Source organism: Micromonospora sp. NPDC049230 (assembly GCF_040647875.1).
Taxonomy (GTDB): Bacteria; Actinomycetota; Actinomycetes; order Mycobacteriales; family Micromonosporaceae; genus Micromonospora.
The window spans coordinates 22,215-37,753 of record NZ_JBEZCZ010000030.1 but is presented as its reverse complement, the minus strand read 5'-3'; the positions used below and the strand labels follow the sequence as shown (position 1 = coordinate 37,753).

Sequence of the window (15,539 nt, the reverse complement as noted above, 5' to 3'; positions counted from 1 at the left end):
GGTCGACGCCCGGGACCTCGGCGTCGACCCACGGTGGCCGGGATCAGTTGGGGTTGTTGGCGTGGGTCAGCGTCTCCCAGGCGACGAACAGGTTGTTGCTGCCGGCCGGTCGCTGTTGCAGCGTGAGCGTCTGCGTGTTGGTCATGACGTTGCCCAGCCGGTTGCTCATCGCGTTGAAGCCGACCTCGGTGATCGGGCCGAGGCCCCGGGTGAGGCTGCCACCACAGAGCCAGGAGGGCGGCGCCTCGCCGAGCTGGTAGCGCGAGTGGAAGCCGAGTGCCTGCCGCAACCGCTCACCGACCTGCGGGTACAGGTCGCGTCCCTGGATGCGGGAGGTCTCCGCGACGTGCGAGATGGCGGAGATCCCGTAGCCGGTGTGGACGAAGTCGCGGCAGGTCTCCTGGGCGAGGCCGGCGACGAAGGTGGACTGGCCCTGCCAGTAGCCGACGATCTCCGAGCTGGTGTCCAGGCCGCTGCCGGGCACCGTGTACGGCAGGGCGCCGTCGCTGGGCAGGTAGACGAAGGCCCGGGTGCGGTTGAGGAAGCGGGTGACCGCCGCGTCGTAGGCGCTGCGGTCCTCCAGGAAGACCGCGATGCCGACGGCGGCCTCCATCATTGTCAGTTCCCAGTTGCCATTGCTGTTCGAGCCGTTGCGCAGCACCGGCAGGTACACGGTGCGCAGCATGGTGGCGAACCGGTTGGCGTTGGGCCAGCCCGTGTACGTGTACTTGATGATCTCGGCGGCCCGGGGCCAGACCGAGGCGGCCCAGCCGGTCTGCAACGGGCCGTTGCTGCCGGTGTGCGCGGTGATCGTGGCCGACCAGGCGTCCATGAGCTGGATCGACTTCTGCGCGTACCGGGCGTCGCCGGTGAGGTACCAGGCGAGGGCGTCGGTGTACGCGGCGATGGCGTCCTCGCGCTCGTCGGTGCAGCCGTTGTTCGGGTTGGAGTACGACCCGCACTCGACCACCGAGCGGGGTGTCGGGGTGCGCGACAGGGACGCGTACCTGCTGCTCATCATCTGGCTGTAGGCCGACGCCCACGGCTGCGCGCCGGCCCGCACCCGGCCGCGGACGAAGTCGAGCTGCCCCCGGCTGACCAGCACACCGGGGTGCGTGAAACCACCGGACGGGGGTGGTGTGGTGCCGCCGGTGGGCAGCGTCCAGGTCTGGTTGGTGGTGCCTGTGCAACTCCAGATCTGTAGCGGCGTGCCGTCGGCGGAACTCTGGCCGGTCGCGTCGAGGCACTTGCCGCCGTACCCGGTGATGGCGCCCGTCGCCGCCGCCGCGGCGGGAGCGACGCCGACCACCAGGGCGGTCGGTACGGCGAGCAGGGCCGCCGCGAGCGCGGCGGTCAGGCGGATGCGGGGGCGGGGTGTGGGCCCGGCCAGTCGTCGCGCCATGTCGGGGTCCTTCCGGGGCGGCGAAGCCAACTGTAAAGTGTGTTAATCATTACAGTGGTGTGCACCGATATCAATGTCTTCGTCGCCACGGATGCCGTTACGGGTGCATGGACGCACCCTTGAGCACCTTGTCCACCACGTTGCGCGGGGCGTGCAGCGCCAGGCCCACCAGGTCGAGCTTGTCCCGGCCGACGGCCTGCACGGCGGCCCGGTTGTCCCGGTCGTTGCCGGTGGCGAACAACTCCGACGTGAAGACCGCCACCCGCAACCCGCGGGCCAGGGCGCGCGAGTGCGCGCCGAGAAGCGTCGCCCGGTCACCGGCGAAGACCAGCACCGGCTGGCCGAACATCGGCAGGTACGCGGTGCCGTCCGCGTCGCGGTACTCCTCGCCGAGCAGCTCCGGCACGGCGTTCGCGATGCCACTGACCAGGAAGGCGGTCACGTTGAGCCGCTGCCAGCTCGCCAGGTCGTCACGCAGCAGCACGGCGATCTTGGTGGGAAATCGGATGGGTTCGCTCATGGCGTCGAGCCTGCCCGCCGCGACACCTACCGGTCTTGTACGTTCTTAGCGTGGTCACCCGCCCGCCGGGCTCGCACGTCAGCGCGTGGCGACCTGCGGTAGCCGGGGTCGCCGAGGTCTTCCACGCCCATTTCGTGGGCCACGCCTACCCCCGGCACGTCCACGACGTGTGGACACTGCTGATCGTCGACGACGGCGCGGTCCGCTTCGACCTCGACCGACACCGGCACGGCGCGCTGCGCACCTCGGTCACCCTGCTGCCGCCGTACGTGTCGCACGACGGTCGTTCCGCCACCGAGAACGGTTTCCGCAAGCGGGTCCTGTACCTCGACACGTCGGCACTCGGCCCCGAACTGGTCGGTCGGGCGGTCGACGAGCCGGACCTGGGCGACCCCGGGCTGCGAGACCGGATCGACCACCTGCACCGGGTGCTGGCCGCACCCGGTGACGAGTTCGAGGCCGAGAGTCGGCTCGCGCTCATCCTGGGCCGCCTGCGCGGGCAGCTCCACAAGCGCACCCCGGCCAGCGTCGCACCGCCCGCCGGTAGCCTCGCGGCCCGACTGCGGGAGCTGCTGGACGCCCGGACCGTCGAGGGCGTCACGCTGGGGGAGGCCGCCGAGCTGCTACACGCCCACCCGACCCACCTGGTCCGTACGTTCACCCAGGTGCACGGGGTGCCACCCCACTCGTACCTGACCGGTCGTCGGGTCGAGCTGGCACGCCGCCTGCTGCTCGCCGGGCAGCGGCCCGCGACGGCCGCCATCGCGGCCGGCTTCTTCGACCAGGCGCACCTGACCCGCCACTTCCGGCGGCACCTGGGCGTCAGCCCGGCGCGCTACCCGGACGCCAGGTGGCGGGCCGAGCGCTGCGGCGACGGCTGACCGCTTGCGGCGGTGGCTGGCCGCTGCGGCGGTGGCTGGAAGCGGTCAGACCAGCTGGCCGCCGACGACGGCGAGCAGCCGCAGTTTCTCGTCACTCGCCGAGCCGGGCACGGCGGTGAAGACCAGCAGCGTCTGGGACTCGTCCGGGTCCACCAGGGTCTGACAGTGCAGCTCCAACGCACCGACCTCCGGGTGCAGGAAGCGCTTCGGCGGGCAGTGGCCGGCCGGCACCGGGTGCTCCCGCCACAGCCGGGCGAACTCCGCGCTGCGGGCCAACAGGTCGTCGACGAGCGCCGCCGCCCGCGACCCCCGGCCGTCGCGGGTGTACGAGGCGTGCAGGCTCGCCACGAGCAGCCGGCTCTGCGTGGGGTGGTCCTCCTGCGGGCGCAGTTGCCGTGCCGTCGGGTCGGTGAACCAGCGGTGGTGCGCGCTGCGGGCCAGCCCGGTGTGCCGCATCTCGTCGCCGAGCAGGGCAACGGCCGGGGCGGTCTGCGCCAGGGTCTCCCCGAGGTGGTTCACCACCTGGGCCGGTGTGTCGTGCATCCGGTCGAGGATCCGCATCATGCCGGGGTTGACGTGCTCGGCCCGTACCGTCCGGTGGGGGATCGCGTGGCCCGCGAGCTGGAACAGGTGATCCCGCTCGGCCAGCGAGAGCCGCAGGCCACGAGCCAGCGCGGCGAGCATCTGCTCCGAGGGGCGCGGCCCGCGCCGCTGCTCCAGCCGGCTGTAGTAGTCGGTGGACATACCGCTCAACGTGGCGACTTCCTCGCGCCGTAGCCCACCGGTGCGCCGACGCGGGCCCCGCGGCAACCCGACGTCCTCGGGCTGAAGTGCCTCGCGGCGGGTGCGCAGAAAACTGGCGAGCGGGACGCGGTCCACGGTGCCTCATCCTTCCACCCGGAGTCGGATTGGTGGGTTGGCGGGTGCCGGCGGTGGTCGGCACGTCAGGTGCAACAGGCGGGCAGGGGTGCGGTGTTCCGTCAGCGGACAGCCTGGACCCCCGGCGTGTTCCGGGTCGCCCGGTGAGTCAGTGCGCGGGCCTGTCGAGGATGGATCATGATGAATGGAAGTGTCGTACACCTGTTCTAGTGTCTGGTCATGGTTGAGGAGTTGGCGCTGGCAGACGACGCGGTCGCCGCCTGCGTCGACGGCACCACCTGGGCCCTCGCCGAGGAGGAGCTGATCGCGGCGCTGGACGCCGCGCACCGCCTGGAGCAACGCCTCGCCGCCGTGAAGCTCGCTCTGATCCGCGAGATCGATGGTCGCGGCACCGCCCACGCGCACGGCGCGTCCAGCACAGCGGTGTGGCTGCGCGAGCGACTGCGCCTCACCGTTCCCGCCGCCCGCCGGCTGGTCGACCTCGCCGCCGTCCTGGACACCGGCAACCCTGGGGTACGCCACGCACTGGCCGGTGGTCACCTCACCGTGGACCAGGCCCGGGTCATCGGCGACGCGGTCGACACCGTGCGAACCACCGCCGGTCCCGAGGCCGCCGACAAAGCCCTTGGCATGCTCGTCCGGTGGGCTGGCCAGTTCGACCCCACCGTCTTACGCAAACTCGGCACCCGCATCCTCGACCACGTCGCACCCGACATCGCCGACGCCGCCGCCAAGGCCGCCCTGGACGCCGAAGCCCGCCATGCCACCCGCGATCGCCACCTCACCCTCTCCGCCCTCACCGACGGCCGCCTGCGACTCACCGGCATCCTCGACACCGAGACCGCCGGGCTGCTCCGCGCCGCCATCGACCCACTCAGCGCACCCTCGGGCCTCGATGACCAGCGGTGTCCCGGGCAACGCCGGCACGACGCCCTCGGCGACGTGTGCCGCCTCGCCCTGCGCACCGGCGAGTTGCCCGAGCACGGCGGGGATTCCGCCCAGATCGTTGTCACCACCAGCTACGACAGTCTGACCCGGCAACTGGGCAGCGGCACCCTCGACACCGGCCTACACCTCACCCCCGAGGCCGTGCGTCGACTCGCCTGCGACGCCGCCATTCTTCCCGCCGTCCTCAGCGGGGCCAGCCAGCCACTCGACCTCGGCCGACAACGCCGCCTCATCACCGGCCCCCTCCGGCGAGCCCTGGTGCTCCGTGACGGTGGCTGCGCCTTCCCCGGCTGCGACCGCCCACCACGCTGGTGCGACGCCCACCACATCCACCACTGGGCCGACGGCGGCGACACCAGCCTCACCAACGCCGTCCTGCTCTGCGGCCACCACCACCGGCACCTGCACCACAGCGACTGGGTCGTGCGCCTCGGCGGCGACGGCCACCCCGAATTCATCCCACCCGCCTGGCTCGACCCCGACCAACTCCCTCGGCGCAACCACTACCACCGACGAACGTGAGCACCACCCGCACGCAGCAAGCACCCCGGTCAGCGGGCCGACCGAGCGGCCAGCACCGCGCGTCCTCGTTTCACGCGGCCACGGGGGCCGAGAGGGGCGCGCGACCAGGACTCCGCACGGCCCCGCCAGACACCGGGGCGGTGCGAGGGTGCGCGGCCAGGGGCCGGCACGTCCCGCGCCTGCCCGGATGCGAGGCGGTGAGCGGCGTGCGACCAGGGCTCGGCATCCCCCACGTCCGCTCAGCTAATGCGGTAGGCAGAGCGATTGATCACCAGGGCACCACACCGGCGTCCTCGAAGAACCCGCCGGTAGGCCTGTGGTCGGGCAGGGTCGCGAGTCGGATTGCGATCGCCGCGCCCTGTTCGGGGGTACGCACGCCGCGCAAGCCGTTGAGGTCGGTCGCGACGAAGCCGGGGCAGGCGGCGTTGATCAGGACGTTCGTGTCGCGCCGTTCCGTGGCGTACCGAACGGTGACGGCGTTGAGGAACGTCTTCGACGGCGCGTCCGCGACGGCGAGCGGGCCTGTCGCCAACTCGCTGTGCGGGATCGGCGAGCAGGAGCGACTGTTGCGCGACGGGCGGGCGGACGTGGCGCTGCTGCACCGGCCGTTCGATTCGACGGTCGGACTGGACACCGAGGAGCTGAGCACGGAGGGACAGGTTGTGGTCCTGCCGGCCGGGCACCCCCTCGCCGCCCCGGCCCAGGTGCGGATGGCCGACGTCACGGCGCTGCCCGACCTGCCGCCGCCCCGCCGCCCCGGCCGCAACGGGACGGCCGATCGGGTCTTCGCCGCGGGCCGTCACGAAACCCGGCGGCGAACCGTCACAACTGGCGGTTAGTCTGCCAGCGCGCGTCGTGCCCCCGGTACGTCGCGTCACGCGCCGGTGTAGGCGCGGCACGTCGCCACCACCCACCATCCGGCGCTCAATCGACCTCAGGAGAGTTAGTGACACAGCAATCCGTCGCGACATCGGACAAACTCGACGCCGCGGTGCTCAAGGTGGCCGGCGTCGTCGTCCTCGGCGCGATCATGTCGATCCTCGACGTGACTGTGGTCAGCGTGGCGCTGCCCAAATTCCAGAGCGAGTTCGACGCGTCCTATGCCCGCGTGGCGTGGACGATGACCGCCTACACCCTTGCCCTGGCCACAGTGATCCCGCTCAGCGGCTGGGCGGCCGACCGGTTCGGCACCAAACGCCTTTACATGGTGGCGTTGGCCCTGTTCACGATCGGGTCGGGGCTCTGCGCCACCGCCGACACGATCGGCGAGCTGATCGGCTACCGCGTGCTCCAGGGCCTCGGCGGCGGCATGCTCATGCCGCTGGGCATGACCATCATGACCCGCGCGGCCGGCCCGCACCGCATCGGCCGGCTGATGGCCGTCCTCGGCATCCCGATGCTGCTCGGCCCGATCGGCGGCCCGATCCTCGGCGGCTGGCTGATCGACACCGCGAGCTGGCACTGGATCTTCCTGATCAACCTGCCGATCGGCGTGGTCGCGCTGATCTATGCGCAGATGGCCCTGCCGAAGGACGCCCCCGAGCCGTCCGAGTCGTTCGACTTCGTCGGCATGCTGATGCTCTCGCCGGGTCTGGCCCTCTTCCTCTACGGCGTGTCGTCGCTGCCGGAGGCGGGCACCTTCGCCGCGGCGAAGGTGTGGGCTCCGATGCTTGTCGGCGGGGCGCTCGTGGTGGCGTTCGTGCTCTACTCGTTCAAGCCGCGGCACCCGCTGCTCGACCTGCGGCTGTTCCGCAACCGCAGCCTGACCATCGCGTCGCTGACGCTGTTCGTGTTCATCATCGCGTTCATGGGCGCCGGCCTGCTGTTCCCGAGCTACTTCCTGCAGGTGCGCGGCGAGTCGACGCTGACCGCCGGCCTGCTGATGGCCCCGCAGGGCATCGGCGCGATGATCACCATGCCGATCGCCGGCATGCTGGCCGACCGGGTGCCGATCGGCCGGACCGTTCCGTTCGCGCTGGCGCTCATCGTCGTCGGGTTCTTCAGCTTCACCCAGGTCGACCCGCAGACCTCGTACCTGATGCTCGAAGGCTCGCTGTTCGTGATGGGCCTGGGCATGGGCGGCACGATGATGCCGATCATGACGTCGGCGCTGCGGACGTTGTCGGCCAACGACGTGGCGCGCGGCTCGACCCTTGTCAACATCCTCCAGCAGATCGGCGGCTCGGTCGGCGCCGCCGTGATGTCGGTGATCCTCACCAACGAGCTGAACGGTTCCCGGCCGATCCCCGGCCTGGTCGACGAGAGCGGCAAGCCGATCACCGAGGCCGGGCTGGCCATCGCCTCCCAGCAGCGACCGGAGCTGCTCCAGCAGATGCCGGTGGACCCGTCGATCATCGAGCGCGGGCTCGACTTCGCCGCCAAGTCGTTCGCCAGCACGTTCTGGGTCGCGTTCGCGCTTGTCGTGCTCACGTTCGTCCCGGCGGCCCTGCTGCCGCGCCGACGTCAGCCGGCGCGGCTCGACGACGCGCCGGGCGAGCAGGTCAAGACGCCCGTCGTCATCCACTGACCGACCCCGCCGCGCCCGGCACCCCGTGCGGTGCCGAGCGCGGCGGGTACGGCGTCAGCGCAACGGGCCGTCGCCGAGTCCGTCCGGCTCCTCGACCACGTGGACCGCCGCTTCCTCGGCGCTGGCCGCGCCCGCGTCGATCCCGGCGTCCCAGGCGACCGAATCGGCTTCGTCGTCCTCGCGGACGCCCTCGTCGTAGGCGACGAGACGGCCCGCGCGCGCCTCGCTCTCGTACCCCCGGCGGGTCAGCTCGTCCTCGTCGTCGTCGCCCTCGGCGTACGGGTCGACATCCGGCACCTCCTGGGCGAGGTGCTGCGCCAGGGACTCACCGGCGCGCTCCTCGGCCGGCGTGGTGCCGAACCGGTTGGCCGCGGTCCAGTGATCCTCGGCGACGATGCCGGTGTCCAGGGGGTCACCGACCCGGTCGTCGTCGAGGGTGTCCGAGGCGTCCAGGACGCCGTCGTCCTCGGCCACGTTCCACTCGTCGACGGAATCCATCCGCTCGGTCTGGCTCACGGCGGTCTCCTCTTCGTTACGGTGCACCAAAGTGCCAAGCCTATGACCGTGCAACGCGAGCGCACCCCGAGGCCTGCCCGCTGTGACGAACCGACCTGGGGACGCACCGGTTCAGCGCGTGAGCAGCTCCACCACGGCCTCGGTGAACTCCACCGGCTGCTCGATGTGCGCGAAGTGCCCGCTGTGCTCCAGCAGCACCAGCCGCGAGTCCTTCAGGCCCGCGTGCAGCTCCTCGGCGCGGCGCGGAGGGCAGATGAAGTCGTACGCGCCGACGATCACCACGGCGGGAGCGATGATCTCGGCCAGGTTCTCCCGCACGTCGAAGGGCGCCGGATCCTGCGCGGTCGCCGGCGCGAACGAGACCCGGACAGCGGCCTGAAGCGGTGCGAATTCGTCCTGCCGGCCCCAGAAGTCCGCGAAGTAGACCGGAAGGGCGGCGCGCAGGGCGGTCGCCAGCGACTCGTCGTCGGTGGCGGCGCCGATCTGCCCGAACGCGGCCGGCACCGCCGCCGCCTCCGGCCGGTCCGGGTGCCGCTGCGGGTACGCGGCGAGCTCGGCCATCGCCTCGGCCCAGAACTCGGCACCGGTGACGGGCGAGGTGTCGTACAGGGCGAGGCCGGCGACCCGGTCCGGGTGTGCGAGCGCGTAGCGCTGGATGACGAAACCGCCGTGCGAGTGACCGAGGAGGTACACCCGGGGTTCGCCGAGGTGCTCGACGACGGCGTCGAGGAACCGGACATACGTGTCGAGACGGTAGTCGGCGGGGTCGTCGAGCCGCCCCGACGCACCCGTGCCGACCGGTTCGACGTACACCATCGTGAAGTGCTCCTCCAGGCTGGGCGTCCGCAGGTACGCCCACTCGATGCCGGGGCCGCCGGAGTGCGCCACGCACACCGGACCGCTGCCGGCGACGTGGTAGACCTGCCGAACGCCGTCGAGGAGGAACGTGTGGGCACCCGGTGCGAGGGCGCTGACGTCGTGGTGGGTGGAACCCATGAGCTATCTCCCGATCCGAGACCCGTGCGGCGTTGCCGACACGGCGACTGGTGCCTGACGCGAACCAGATGCGTGGCTCGGGAAGAAAGTTCGCTCGGTCCGAAAAGTTTCTCAGCGCAGCGCGGGCACGGGGTGGAAGAGGGTGAGGTGGCGCACCCGACCCTCGCGCAGCACCTGCAACCACAGCGCCGCCGGTGGGCAGTGCTCCGGGTCGTCGGGCGGGCTGATCAGGTCGGTTTCCCAGATCAGCACGTCGCCGCTGGCGACGACGTTGCGCAGCCGCTGGCGTACCCCGGCCGTCAGGTCGCGGTCCATGCCCGCGACGGCCAGGTCACGGCCGCCACGCGGGCCACCCGGCACGATCATCTCGGCGTCCGGCCACCAGCTCTCGCGGACCACCCGCTCGAAGTCGCCGCCCATCGCCGTGGCGATCATGTCGCGGCCCTCCCGCCACAGTGCCGCGTTCGTCGCGGTGACGTCGGCGTGCGCCGCGCTCGCCGCCGCCCGCAGGCCGCCGGTGAGCGCCCGGCGGGCGTGGCTGAGGCGGCTGCGGACGGTGCCGACCGGCACGCCGCACACGGCCGCGATCTGCTCGTACGAGGATGCGTCGCTGAAGTACCGCAGCAGCGTGACCAGCCGGTCTGGCTCGGACAACTCCCCGATGGCGTGCCACACCCAGTCGCGCATCGCGCCCCGGTCCAGTGCCTCCTCCGGGGTGGGCGTGCCGGCGGGGCCGGCGAACCACTCCGGCTCGGCGACCGGGACGGCCCGCTGCCCGCGCACGGCCATCCGGCTGTTGTTGCGCACGATGGCGCGCAGCCACGGGCCGACGGCGGCCGGGTCGCGGACCTCGCCGATGCGGCGCAACGCCACCACCATCGCGTCCTGCACCGCGTCCTCGGTGTCCGGTCCGTAGCCGAGGACGCTCAGCGCCACGGCCCGCATCTCGGCCTCGTGGCGGGCCAGCAACGCGCCGAGCGCCGCCGCGTCTCCCGCCTGCGCGAGATGCACCAGCTCCGTGTCACCCTGCGTCACGCGTACGTCCTCCTGCACGTCCCGTGGTGTCCTGTTCGCGATGGTATGGTCGGTATTGTTCGGTGCCTGTCACCGGTATCCAGCCTACGACGGGTGACGGTGTCGATCCCCGGAGCCGGCACCGGGGGAGAGCCCCGACGCCCGCGGTGGCTGCCGGAAAGTGACGTACGTCGGTCATAGCGTGGGCGACATGACCAGACGCGCTCTCGAAGCCCCACCCTCGTGCCCGGCCGCCGGGGGCCGGCCGTGACCGAGCTGAGCTGGGCGCAGGTGTCCGCCCGGCGGCTGGCGCGACACGGGCTCACCGCACCGGCGTCGTCCGACTCGGCCGCAGACCCAGCCGCCGCGCCGCCTGCCGACCCGACCGCCGATCGCGTCGCCGAGGTGGTGTCGACGATGTGCGGCGCGCACGCCCAGGTCGCCTCCGCCGCCGAGCTGTCCGTCGGGCTACGCGTCCCGGGCGCGACCCGTGCGCTGGTGCGCCGGGCGCTCTGGGAGGACCGCACCCTGGTCAAGACCCGTGGGCCGCGCGGGACGGTGCACCTGCTCGCCGCCACGGACCTGCCGATGTGGACCGGCGCGCTGTGCGCGATGCCCACCCCGCCGTGGGAGCAGAGCCGGGGGCTGTTGACTCCCGAGCAGCACGAGCAGGTCCTGGCCGCCATTGCCAACGCGTTGGCGGAGGCCGAGCTGACCACCGCCGAGCTGACCGATGAAGTCGTCGCCCGCACCGGCGCCTGGGCGGGCGAGCGGGTCATGGAGGCGTTCCAGGACAAGTGGCCACGGTGGATGGCCGCGATGTCGGCCGCCACCCGGGGCGGGGTGATGTGTCACGGCCCGGCCCGGGGCCGCGCCACCACCTACACCAGCCCGGCCCGCTGGCTGCCCGGGTTCACGCCGATGGCCGGCCCGGCGGCGCTGGCCGACCTCGTCCGCCGTTACCTGTACGCGTACGGGCCGGCCACCCCCGCCCAGTTCGCCAGGTGGCTGTCGGTGACCGAGCGGTGGGCGACCGGGTTGTTCCAGTCGCAGGATCTCACCGAGGTCACCGTCGCCGGCACGCGGGCGTGGGTGGCGGCCGGCGACAGCGACTTCCCGGACGATCCGCCGTCCGGGTTGCGGTTACTGCCCTACTTCGACGCGTACGCGGTCGGCTGCCACCCCCGCGACCAGCTCTTTCCCGGTGCCGCCGCCGAGCGGGCGCTGGCCGGTGGGCAGGCCGGCAACTTTCCGGTGCTGCTCGTGGACGGGACGGTTGCCGGGGTGTGGCACCAGCGTCGCTCCGGGCGCACGATCCGCATCACCGTCGAGCCGCTGCGGGCGCTCGACGCCGGTCGCCGCCGGGCGTTGGACGAGGAGGTCGAGCGGGTCGGCCACATTCTGGAGGGCAGGCCGTCGTTGACAATCGGCACAGTGGACGTCGGCCCGCACGCCTGAGTCAGGATGAGGGCGTGGCCATCGAACCGGTCGGCCCGCCGGTGGCACTGCGGCGGCCCGGCGCGGTGGTGCCGGGCCGCCGCGGCCTCAGTAGCGACCGTCCTCCGGTGCGGGCAGCGCGTCCAGGTCGGCAAGATCCTCGGCGCTGAGCCGCACGTCACCGGCGGCGCAGTTGTCCACCAGGTACTTGGGGGTCTTGCTGCCCGGGATCGGGATGACCCGATCACCCTGGGCCACCACCCAGGCGAGGGCGACCTGTGCCGGGCTGACCCCGGCCCGGTCGGCGATCTCGCGGACCCGGGCGACGATGGCGAGGTTGGCGCGCAGCGCCTCCTGCTGGAAACGGGGCAGACCACGACGGAAGTCGTCGGCGGGCAGGTCGTCGAACGAGGTGAACCGACCGGCGAGGAAACCACGACCGAGCGGGGAGAAGGGCAGGAAGGCGATGCCCTGCTCGACGCAGTACGGCAGCACCTCGGCCAGCGGGTCGCGGGTCCACAGCGACAACTCGGACTGCACCGACGCCACCGGATGCACCGCCTGGGCCCGCGCGATCTGGGCCACCGTCACCTCGGACAGTCCGATCTGGCGTGCCTTGCCCGCCGCCACGGCCTCGGCCATCGCACCCCAGGACTCCTCGATCGGCACCTCCGGGTCGACGCGGTGTAGCTGGTAGAGGTCGACGTGGTCGGTGCCGAGCCGGCGCAGGCTGTCGTCGATCGCCGCGCGGATGTGCTCCGGGCGGCCGTTGTCGCCGATCTTCGCGAGGTTGCCGGGGCCGCCGGTGGGGGAGGTGACCACCAGGCCGGCCTTCGTCGCCAGGACGGCCCGCTCGCGGTGACCGCCGGCCAGCGCCCGGCCGACCAACTCCTCGTTGGTGTACGGCCCGCCCCGAGGCCGATGACGCCGACCTCGGGACCTGCGTTGCCCAGTGTGGTGGTTCGCGTGCGCCCCACGCTACGACCGGCCCCGCCCACCCGCACTCAGTGACAACTCTCACCGGAAGCGGACTCGCGTGTCCGGTACGGTGGTGGCTAAGCGGACTTCCGAGTCCGGATCCACCTGTCACGAGGAGCCCCATGATTCCGGTACGGATCAGCGACGCCCTGCGCGCCGTGGTCTTCGAGCCGACACGCGACCTGGCTGAGGCGCTGGACGAGTTCTACGCCCCCGACTACACCCACCGCAGCGACGGCGCGACCCTCGATCGGGCCGAGTTCGGCGAGATGGTGACCCGGGTACGCGGCCAGATCGTCAGCGGCACCGTGTGCGTCCTCGACGAGCTGCGCGACGGCCTCCACTACGCCGAACGGCACGTCTACGAGATCACCCTGGTCGACGGATCGACCGCCAGACGGGAGATCGCGATCTTCGGGTCGTACGCCGAGGACGGCCGGTTCCGCCACCTCAGCGAGACGGGTTTCGACCTGCCCGCCTGAACCATCTCGACCACCAGCAGAGGAGAGAACCATGCCCCGCCTTGCCGACCCCGACCCGAACGCGATTCCGGCCGACGTCCGCGACTTCCTGTCCGCCCTGCCGCCCGACCCGATGGTCAAGATGCTGACCCACTCGATCGGCACGGTGAAACTGTTCATCCAGCTCGCGAGGGCGCAGTTCGCCTCGCTGGAGCTGCCCGCCCGCTCGCGGGAACTGGTCATCCTGACCGTGGCCGAGTACACCGAGTGCGAGTTCGAGGCGGCCCAACACCGTCCGATGTCCGAGGCGGCCGGCGTCGACCGGGCCACCCGCGAGATCATCACCAGCCGGGACATCGACAGCCCGCACCTCTCCGCGTACGACCGGACGCTCATCCGGTTCGCCGCCGAGGTGGTGCGGTCACCGCGCATTCCTGATGATCTCTTCGACCAGGTGCGGCAGATCCTCAGCGAGCGCGAGATCGTCGAGGTGCTCCAGGTGATCGGCTACTACTGGTCGTTCGGCCGGGTGGCCACGGTGCTCGCCGTCGAGCTGACCACGGTGTACGGCGACGAGCCGCCGCTGGCCGGCGAGACCGAACGGGCAGACTGAGACCATGACCCCGCCCACCCCGAGCGACCCGCGCACTCCCCATCGGCGTCTCGACGCCCGTCGGAACCAGGAGCGGGTCATCGCCGCCGCGCGGGAACTCTTCGCCGAGCAGGGGCTTCAGGTGACGGTGCCGCAGGTCGCGGACCGGGCCGGGGTGGGCCGCGCGACGGTCTACCGCAGCTACCCCAGCAAGGAAGACCTGGTCGTCGCGGTCGTCCAGCAGCAGTTCCAGGAGCTGGAGCAGCGCATCCGCGCCGCGCTCGACGGAGCCGACGCGTACCGGGAGTGGTGTTCCTTCGTGCCCGACCTGTTCGGACGTCTCGCCCGGGACCGGGTCCTCGCCGACGCGTTCTTCGATGGCAGGCTGGTGCCCGCCGCGCACATCCTGGGCCTGATCGGGCAGTTGGTGGCGGCGGTCCGGCCCTCCGGCAAGATCCGCCAGGACGCCGGGGAGCTGGACATCCGGGTGCTCCTCTGCGGGGCGGTCCGGCAGCTCATCGTGCTCGACGAGCGTGACCCGGCGGTGTGGCGTCGGTACGCCGACCTGGTGCTCAACGCGCTGCGCCCCTGACCCGAAGCGCGTCACTCGGGGCAGTGGCTCGCGGCCTCGGCCCTGGTCAACCGGGCAGGGCCGCCAGGCCCGAGCGCCGAACGACGCGACGGATCTCCTCGGGCGACAGCCGCCGTCCCCGCTCGTAGGCCACGGCGAAGTCCTCGACACCCAACCCCGCCACCGCCAGCGCGGTCGCCCGCTCGACGTCGGGTCGGTCGGCCGGCGCCAGCGGGAGGCCCGTCGCCTCCCGGCTCGCCGCCGCCGCGCCGAGCAACAGGGCCGCGTCCTGCGGGCGGTCACCGGCGGCGGCCACACCGACCAGGATCTGCCACGGGTCCTGGTCGGCACCGAGGTCCGCGGCGACCTCGCCCGCCCGCAGGTGCCAGTGCCTCGCCGGTGGTGACCGCCGCCGCGCTCATCGACGGCCACCGGGCGCTGATCCGGGCCGTCCGGGCCTACCGGGTCACCGTCATCGGCGCCACGATGCCGCCCATGAAGGGCTCGTACAGCTACACGCAGGAAAAGGAGGAGGTACGCGACGAGGTGAACCGGTGGATCCGCACCAGCGGCGAGTACGACGCCGTCGTCGACCTCGACCGGATCCTCGCCGACCCGTCCGACCGCGACGCCCTGCGACCCGCGTACGCCCACGTCGACTTCCTGCACCTCAACGACGCCGGGGCGACCGCTGCCGCTGCCGCCGTCGCCGCCCAGATCCGCTGAAACCAGCAGTCACACATGCAGGGACCGGCAGTTCCGCGAAAACAGTCGGGCGAACGTGTCGAGAGCGGGGGCTCCGGCTTCGACCACGGGGTGAGGGCCGGGCACACCCGGTCCCACCCGCAGGCTGACACCGCACGGACCAAGGAGTGGATCGATGACGAAGGTGACGACCGCACCGTGTGCCGCAAGGTGCACGTGGACCTCGTGCCGGTCCTGCGCGTCGTCGAGGGCGACGGCGTCACCCACCTGGCCTACGGGGTACGCCCAACGGCCTGAGCGCCCCGGGGGACCGTCCCGTGCGGGTCGGTCCCCGTCGTTCCCGAGGCCAGGTTGGTGCAGAGGACGACGGTGCCGGCCCGGCGGAAGCGCTGGAGAGCGTGATGCCGGTGAGTCATCTTGATGACTCACCGGCATCACGCTCTCTGCCGTGTGGGGGAGGTCGGACCGCGCTCAAGACCGTGCCGAACGCCCGCAAGCACGGAAGCCGGGCGAGCCGATGGCCGCCGCTCGACGCTCCGGCCGGCCAGAAATCAGCGGTGTGGCCTTGAAGCGCATAGCGGAAGATCGAT

The 15,539-nt window shown here is 72.0% G+C and carries 17 protein-coding genes and 1 pseudogene; 9 read left to right on the top strand and 9 right to left on the bottom strand.

The window, feature by feature from the left end:
- Positions 1–43: 43 nt before the first annotated feature.
- Entirely contained in the window at positions 44–1,402 is a 1,359-nt protein-coding gene (locus tag AB0A95_RS23440) for an alginate lyase family protein (RefSeq protein ID WP_357557862.1), read from the bottom strand.
- Positions 1,403–1,499: 97 nt separating this feature from the next.
- A complete protein-coding gene (locus AB0A95_RS23435; RefSeq protein ID WP_357557861.1) occupies positions 1,500–1,922 on the bottom strand; it encodes a DUF2000 domain-containing protein in 423 nt (140 codons plus the stop codon).
- A gap of 50 nt (positions 1,923–1,972) precedes the next feature.
- Between AB0A95_RS23435 and AB0A95_RS23430 the strand changes: the two genes are divergently transcribed.
- Positions 1,973–2,803: an AraC family transcriptional regulator gene (locus AB0A95_RS23430; protein ID WP_357557860.1), complete on the top strand. Its 831-nt coding sequence runs from the start codon at positions 1,973–1,975 to the stop codon at positions 2,801–2,803.
- Between the two features lie 45 nt (positions 2,804–2,848).
- On the opposite strand, the gene AB0A95_RS23425 is transcribed toward AB0A95_RS23430, so the two are convergent.
- A complete protein-coding gene (locus AB0A95_RS23425) occupies positions 2,849–3,682 on the bottom strand; it encodes a helix-turn-helix transcriptional regulator (RefSeq protein ID WP_357557859.1) in 834 nt (277 codons plus the stop codon).
- 219 nt (positions 3,683–3,901) lie between these two features.
- On the opposite strand from AB0A95_RS23425, the gene AB0A95_RS23420 reads away from it, so the two are divergent.
- Positions 3,902–5,152, top strand: coding sequence for a DUF222 domain-containing protein (locus AB0A95_RS23420; RefSeq protein WP_357557858.1), 1,251 nt, complete (start codon positions 3,902–3,904; stop codon positions 5,150–5,152).
- Positions 5,153–5,420: 268 nt separating this feature from the next.
- Here the strand turns inward: AB0A95_RS23420 and AB0A95_RS23415 are convergent.
- A pseudogene (locus AB0A95_RS23415) lies at positions 5,421–5,648 on the bottom strand (dehydrogenase); the annotation flags it as partial.
- Between AB0A95_RS23415 and AB0A95_RS23410 the strand changes: the two are divergent.
- On the top strand, positions 5,593–5,991 hold the full coding sequence (locus AB0A95_RS23410; RefSeq protein ID WP_357557857.1) for a LysR substrate-binding domain-containing protein: 399 nt from the start codon (positions 5,593–5,595) through the stop codon (positions 5,989–5,991). The pseudogene AB0A95_RS23415 and the gene AB0A95_RS23410 sit on opposite strands and share 56 nt — an antisense overlap.
- A 107-nt stretch (positions 5,992–6,098) precedes the next feature.
- A complete protein-coding gene (locus tag AB0A95_RS23405) occupies positions 6,099–7,679 on the top strand; it encodes a DHA2 family efflux MFS transporter permease subunit (RefSeq protein ID WP_357557856.1) in 1,581 nt (526 codons plus the stop codon).
- A 54-nt stretch (positions 7,680–7,733) separates the two neighbouring features.
- On the opposite strand, the gene AB0A95_RS23400 is transcribed toward AB0A95_RS23405, so the two are convergent.
- The 3 genes from AB0A95_RS23400 to AB0A95_RS23390 all read right to left on the bottom strand — a co-directional run bounded on the left by AB0A95_RS23400 (position 7,734) and on the right by AB0A95_RS23390 (position 10,226).
- The gene (locus AB0A95_RS23400) at positions 7,734–8,195 is read right to left on the bottom strand and encodes a DUF5709 domain-containing protein (RefSeq protein ID WP_357557855.1); all 462 of its coding nucleotides are present in this window, start codon (positions 8,193–8,195) and stop codon (positions 7,734–7,736) included.
- A gap of 111 nt (positions 8,196–8,306) precedes the next feature.
- Complete coding sequence (locus AB0A95_RS23395; protein WP_357557854.1) at positions 8,307–9,191, bottom strand: alpha/beta hydrolase; 885 nt, start codon at positions 9,189–9,191, stop codon at positions 8,307–8,309.
- Between the two features lie 111 nt (positions 9,192–9,302).
- The gene (locus tag AB0A95_RS23390) at positions 9,303–10,226 is read right to left on the bottom strand and encodes a sigma-70 family RNA polymerase sigma factor (RefSeq protein WP_357557853.1); all 924 of its coding nucleotides are present in this window, start codon (positions 10,224–10,226) and stop codon (positions 9,303–9,305) included.
- 246 nt (positions 10,227–10,472) lie between these two features.
- Here AB0A95_RS23390 and AB0A95_RS23385 point away from each other — a divergent pair, with 246 nt between their 5' ends.
- Entirely contained in the window at positions 10,473–11,663 is a 1,191-nt protein-coding gene (locus AB0A95_RS23385) for a winged helix DNA-binding domain-containing protein (protein ID WP_357557851.1), read from the top strand.
- 87 nt (positions 11,664–11,750) lie between these two features.
- Here the strand turns inward: AB0A95_RS23385 and AB0A95_RS23380 are convergent, their stop codons facing one another.
- Positions 11,751–12,530 carry an aldo/keto reductase gene (locus tag AB0A95_RS23380; protein WP_357557850.1) on the bottom strand — a complete coding sequence of 260 codons (780 nt, stop codon included), beginning with the start codon at positions 12,528–12,530 and terminating at the stop codon, positions 11,751–11,753.
- A 212-nt stretch (positions 12,531–12,742) separates the two neighbouring features.
- Here AB0A95_RS23380 and AB0A95_RS23375 point away from each other — a divergent pair, with 212 nt between their 5' ends.
- The 3 genes from AB0A95_RS23375 to AB0A95_RS23365 are packed head-to-tail and all read left to right on the top strand — an operon-like array spanning position 12,743 to position 14,265.
- Positions 12,743–13,102, top strand: a complete 360-nt coding sequence (locus tag AB0A95_RS23375) for a hypothetical protein (protein ID WP_357557848.1) — start codon at positions 12,743–12,745, stop codon at positions 13,100–13,102.
- Positions 13,103–13,133: 31 nt separating this feature from the next.
- Entirely contained in the window at positions 13,134–13,694 is a 561-nt protein-coding gene (locus AB0A95_RS23370) for a carboxymuconolactone decarboxylase family protein (RefSeq protein WP_357557847.1), read from the top strand.
- A 4-nt stretch (positions 13,695–13,698) separates the two neighbouring features.
- The gene (locus AB0A95_RS23365; RefSeq protein ID WP_357557846.1) at positions 13,699–14,265 is read left to right on the top strand and encodes a helix-turn-helix domain-containing protein; all 567 of its coding nucleotides are present in this window, start codon (positions 13,699–13,701) and stop codon (positions 14,263–14,265) included.
- A gap of 46 nt (positions 14,266–14,311) precedes the next feature.
- Here the strand turns inward: AB0A95_RS23365 and AB0A95_RS23360 are convergent, their stop codons facing one another.
- Positions 14,312–14,560, bottom strand: a complete 249-nt coding sequence (locus tag AB0A95_RS23360) for a hypothetical protein (protein WP_357557845.1) — start codon at positions 14,558–14,560, stop codon at positions 14,312–14,314.
- Between the two features lie 83 nt (positions 14,561–14,643).
- Between AB0A95_RS23360 and AB0A95_RS23355 the strand changes: the two genes are divergently transcribed.
- On the top strand, positions 14,644–14,970 hold the full coding sequence (locus tag AB0A95_RS23355; RefSeq protein ID WP_357557844.1) for a GDSL-type esterase/lipase family protein: 327 nt from the start codon (positions 14,644–14,646) through the stop codon (positions 14,968–14,970).
- The last annotated feature ends 569 nt before the right edge of the window (positions 14,971–15,539 follow it).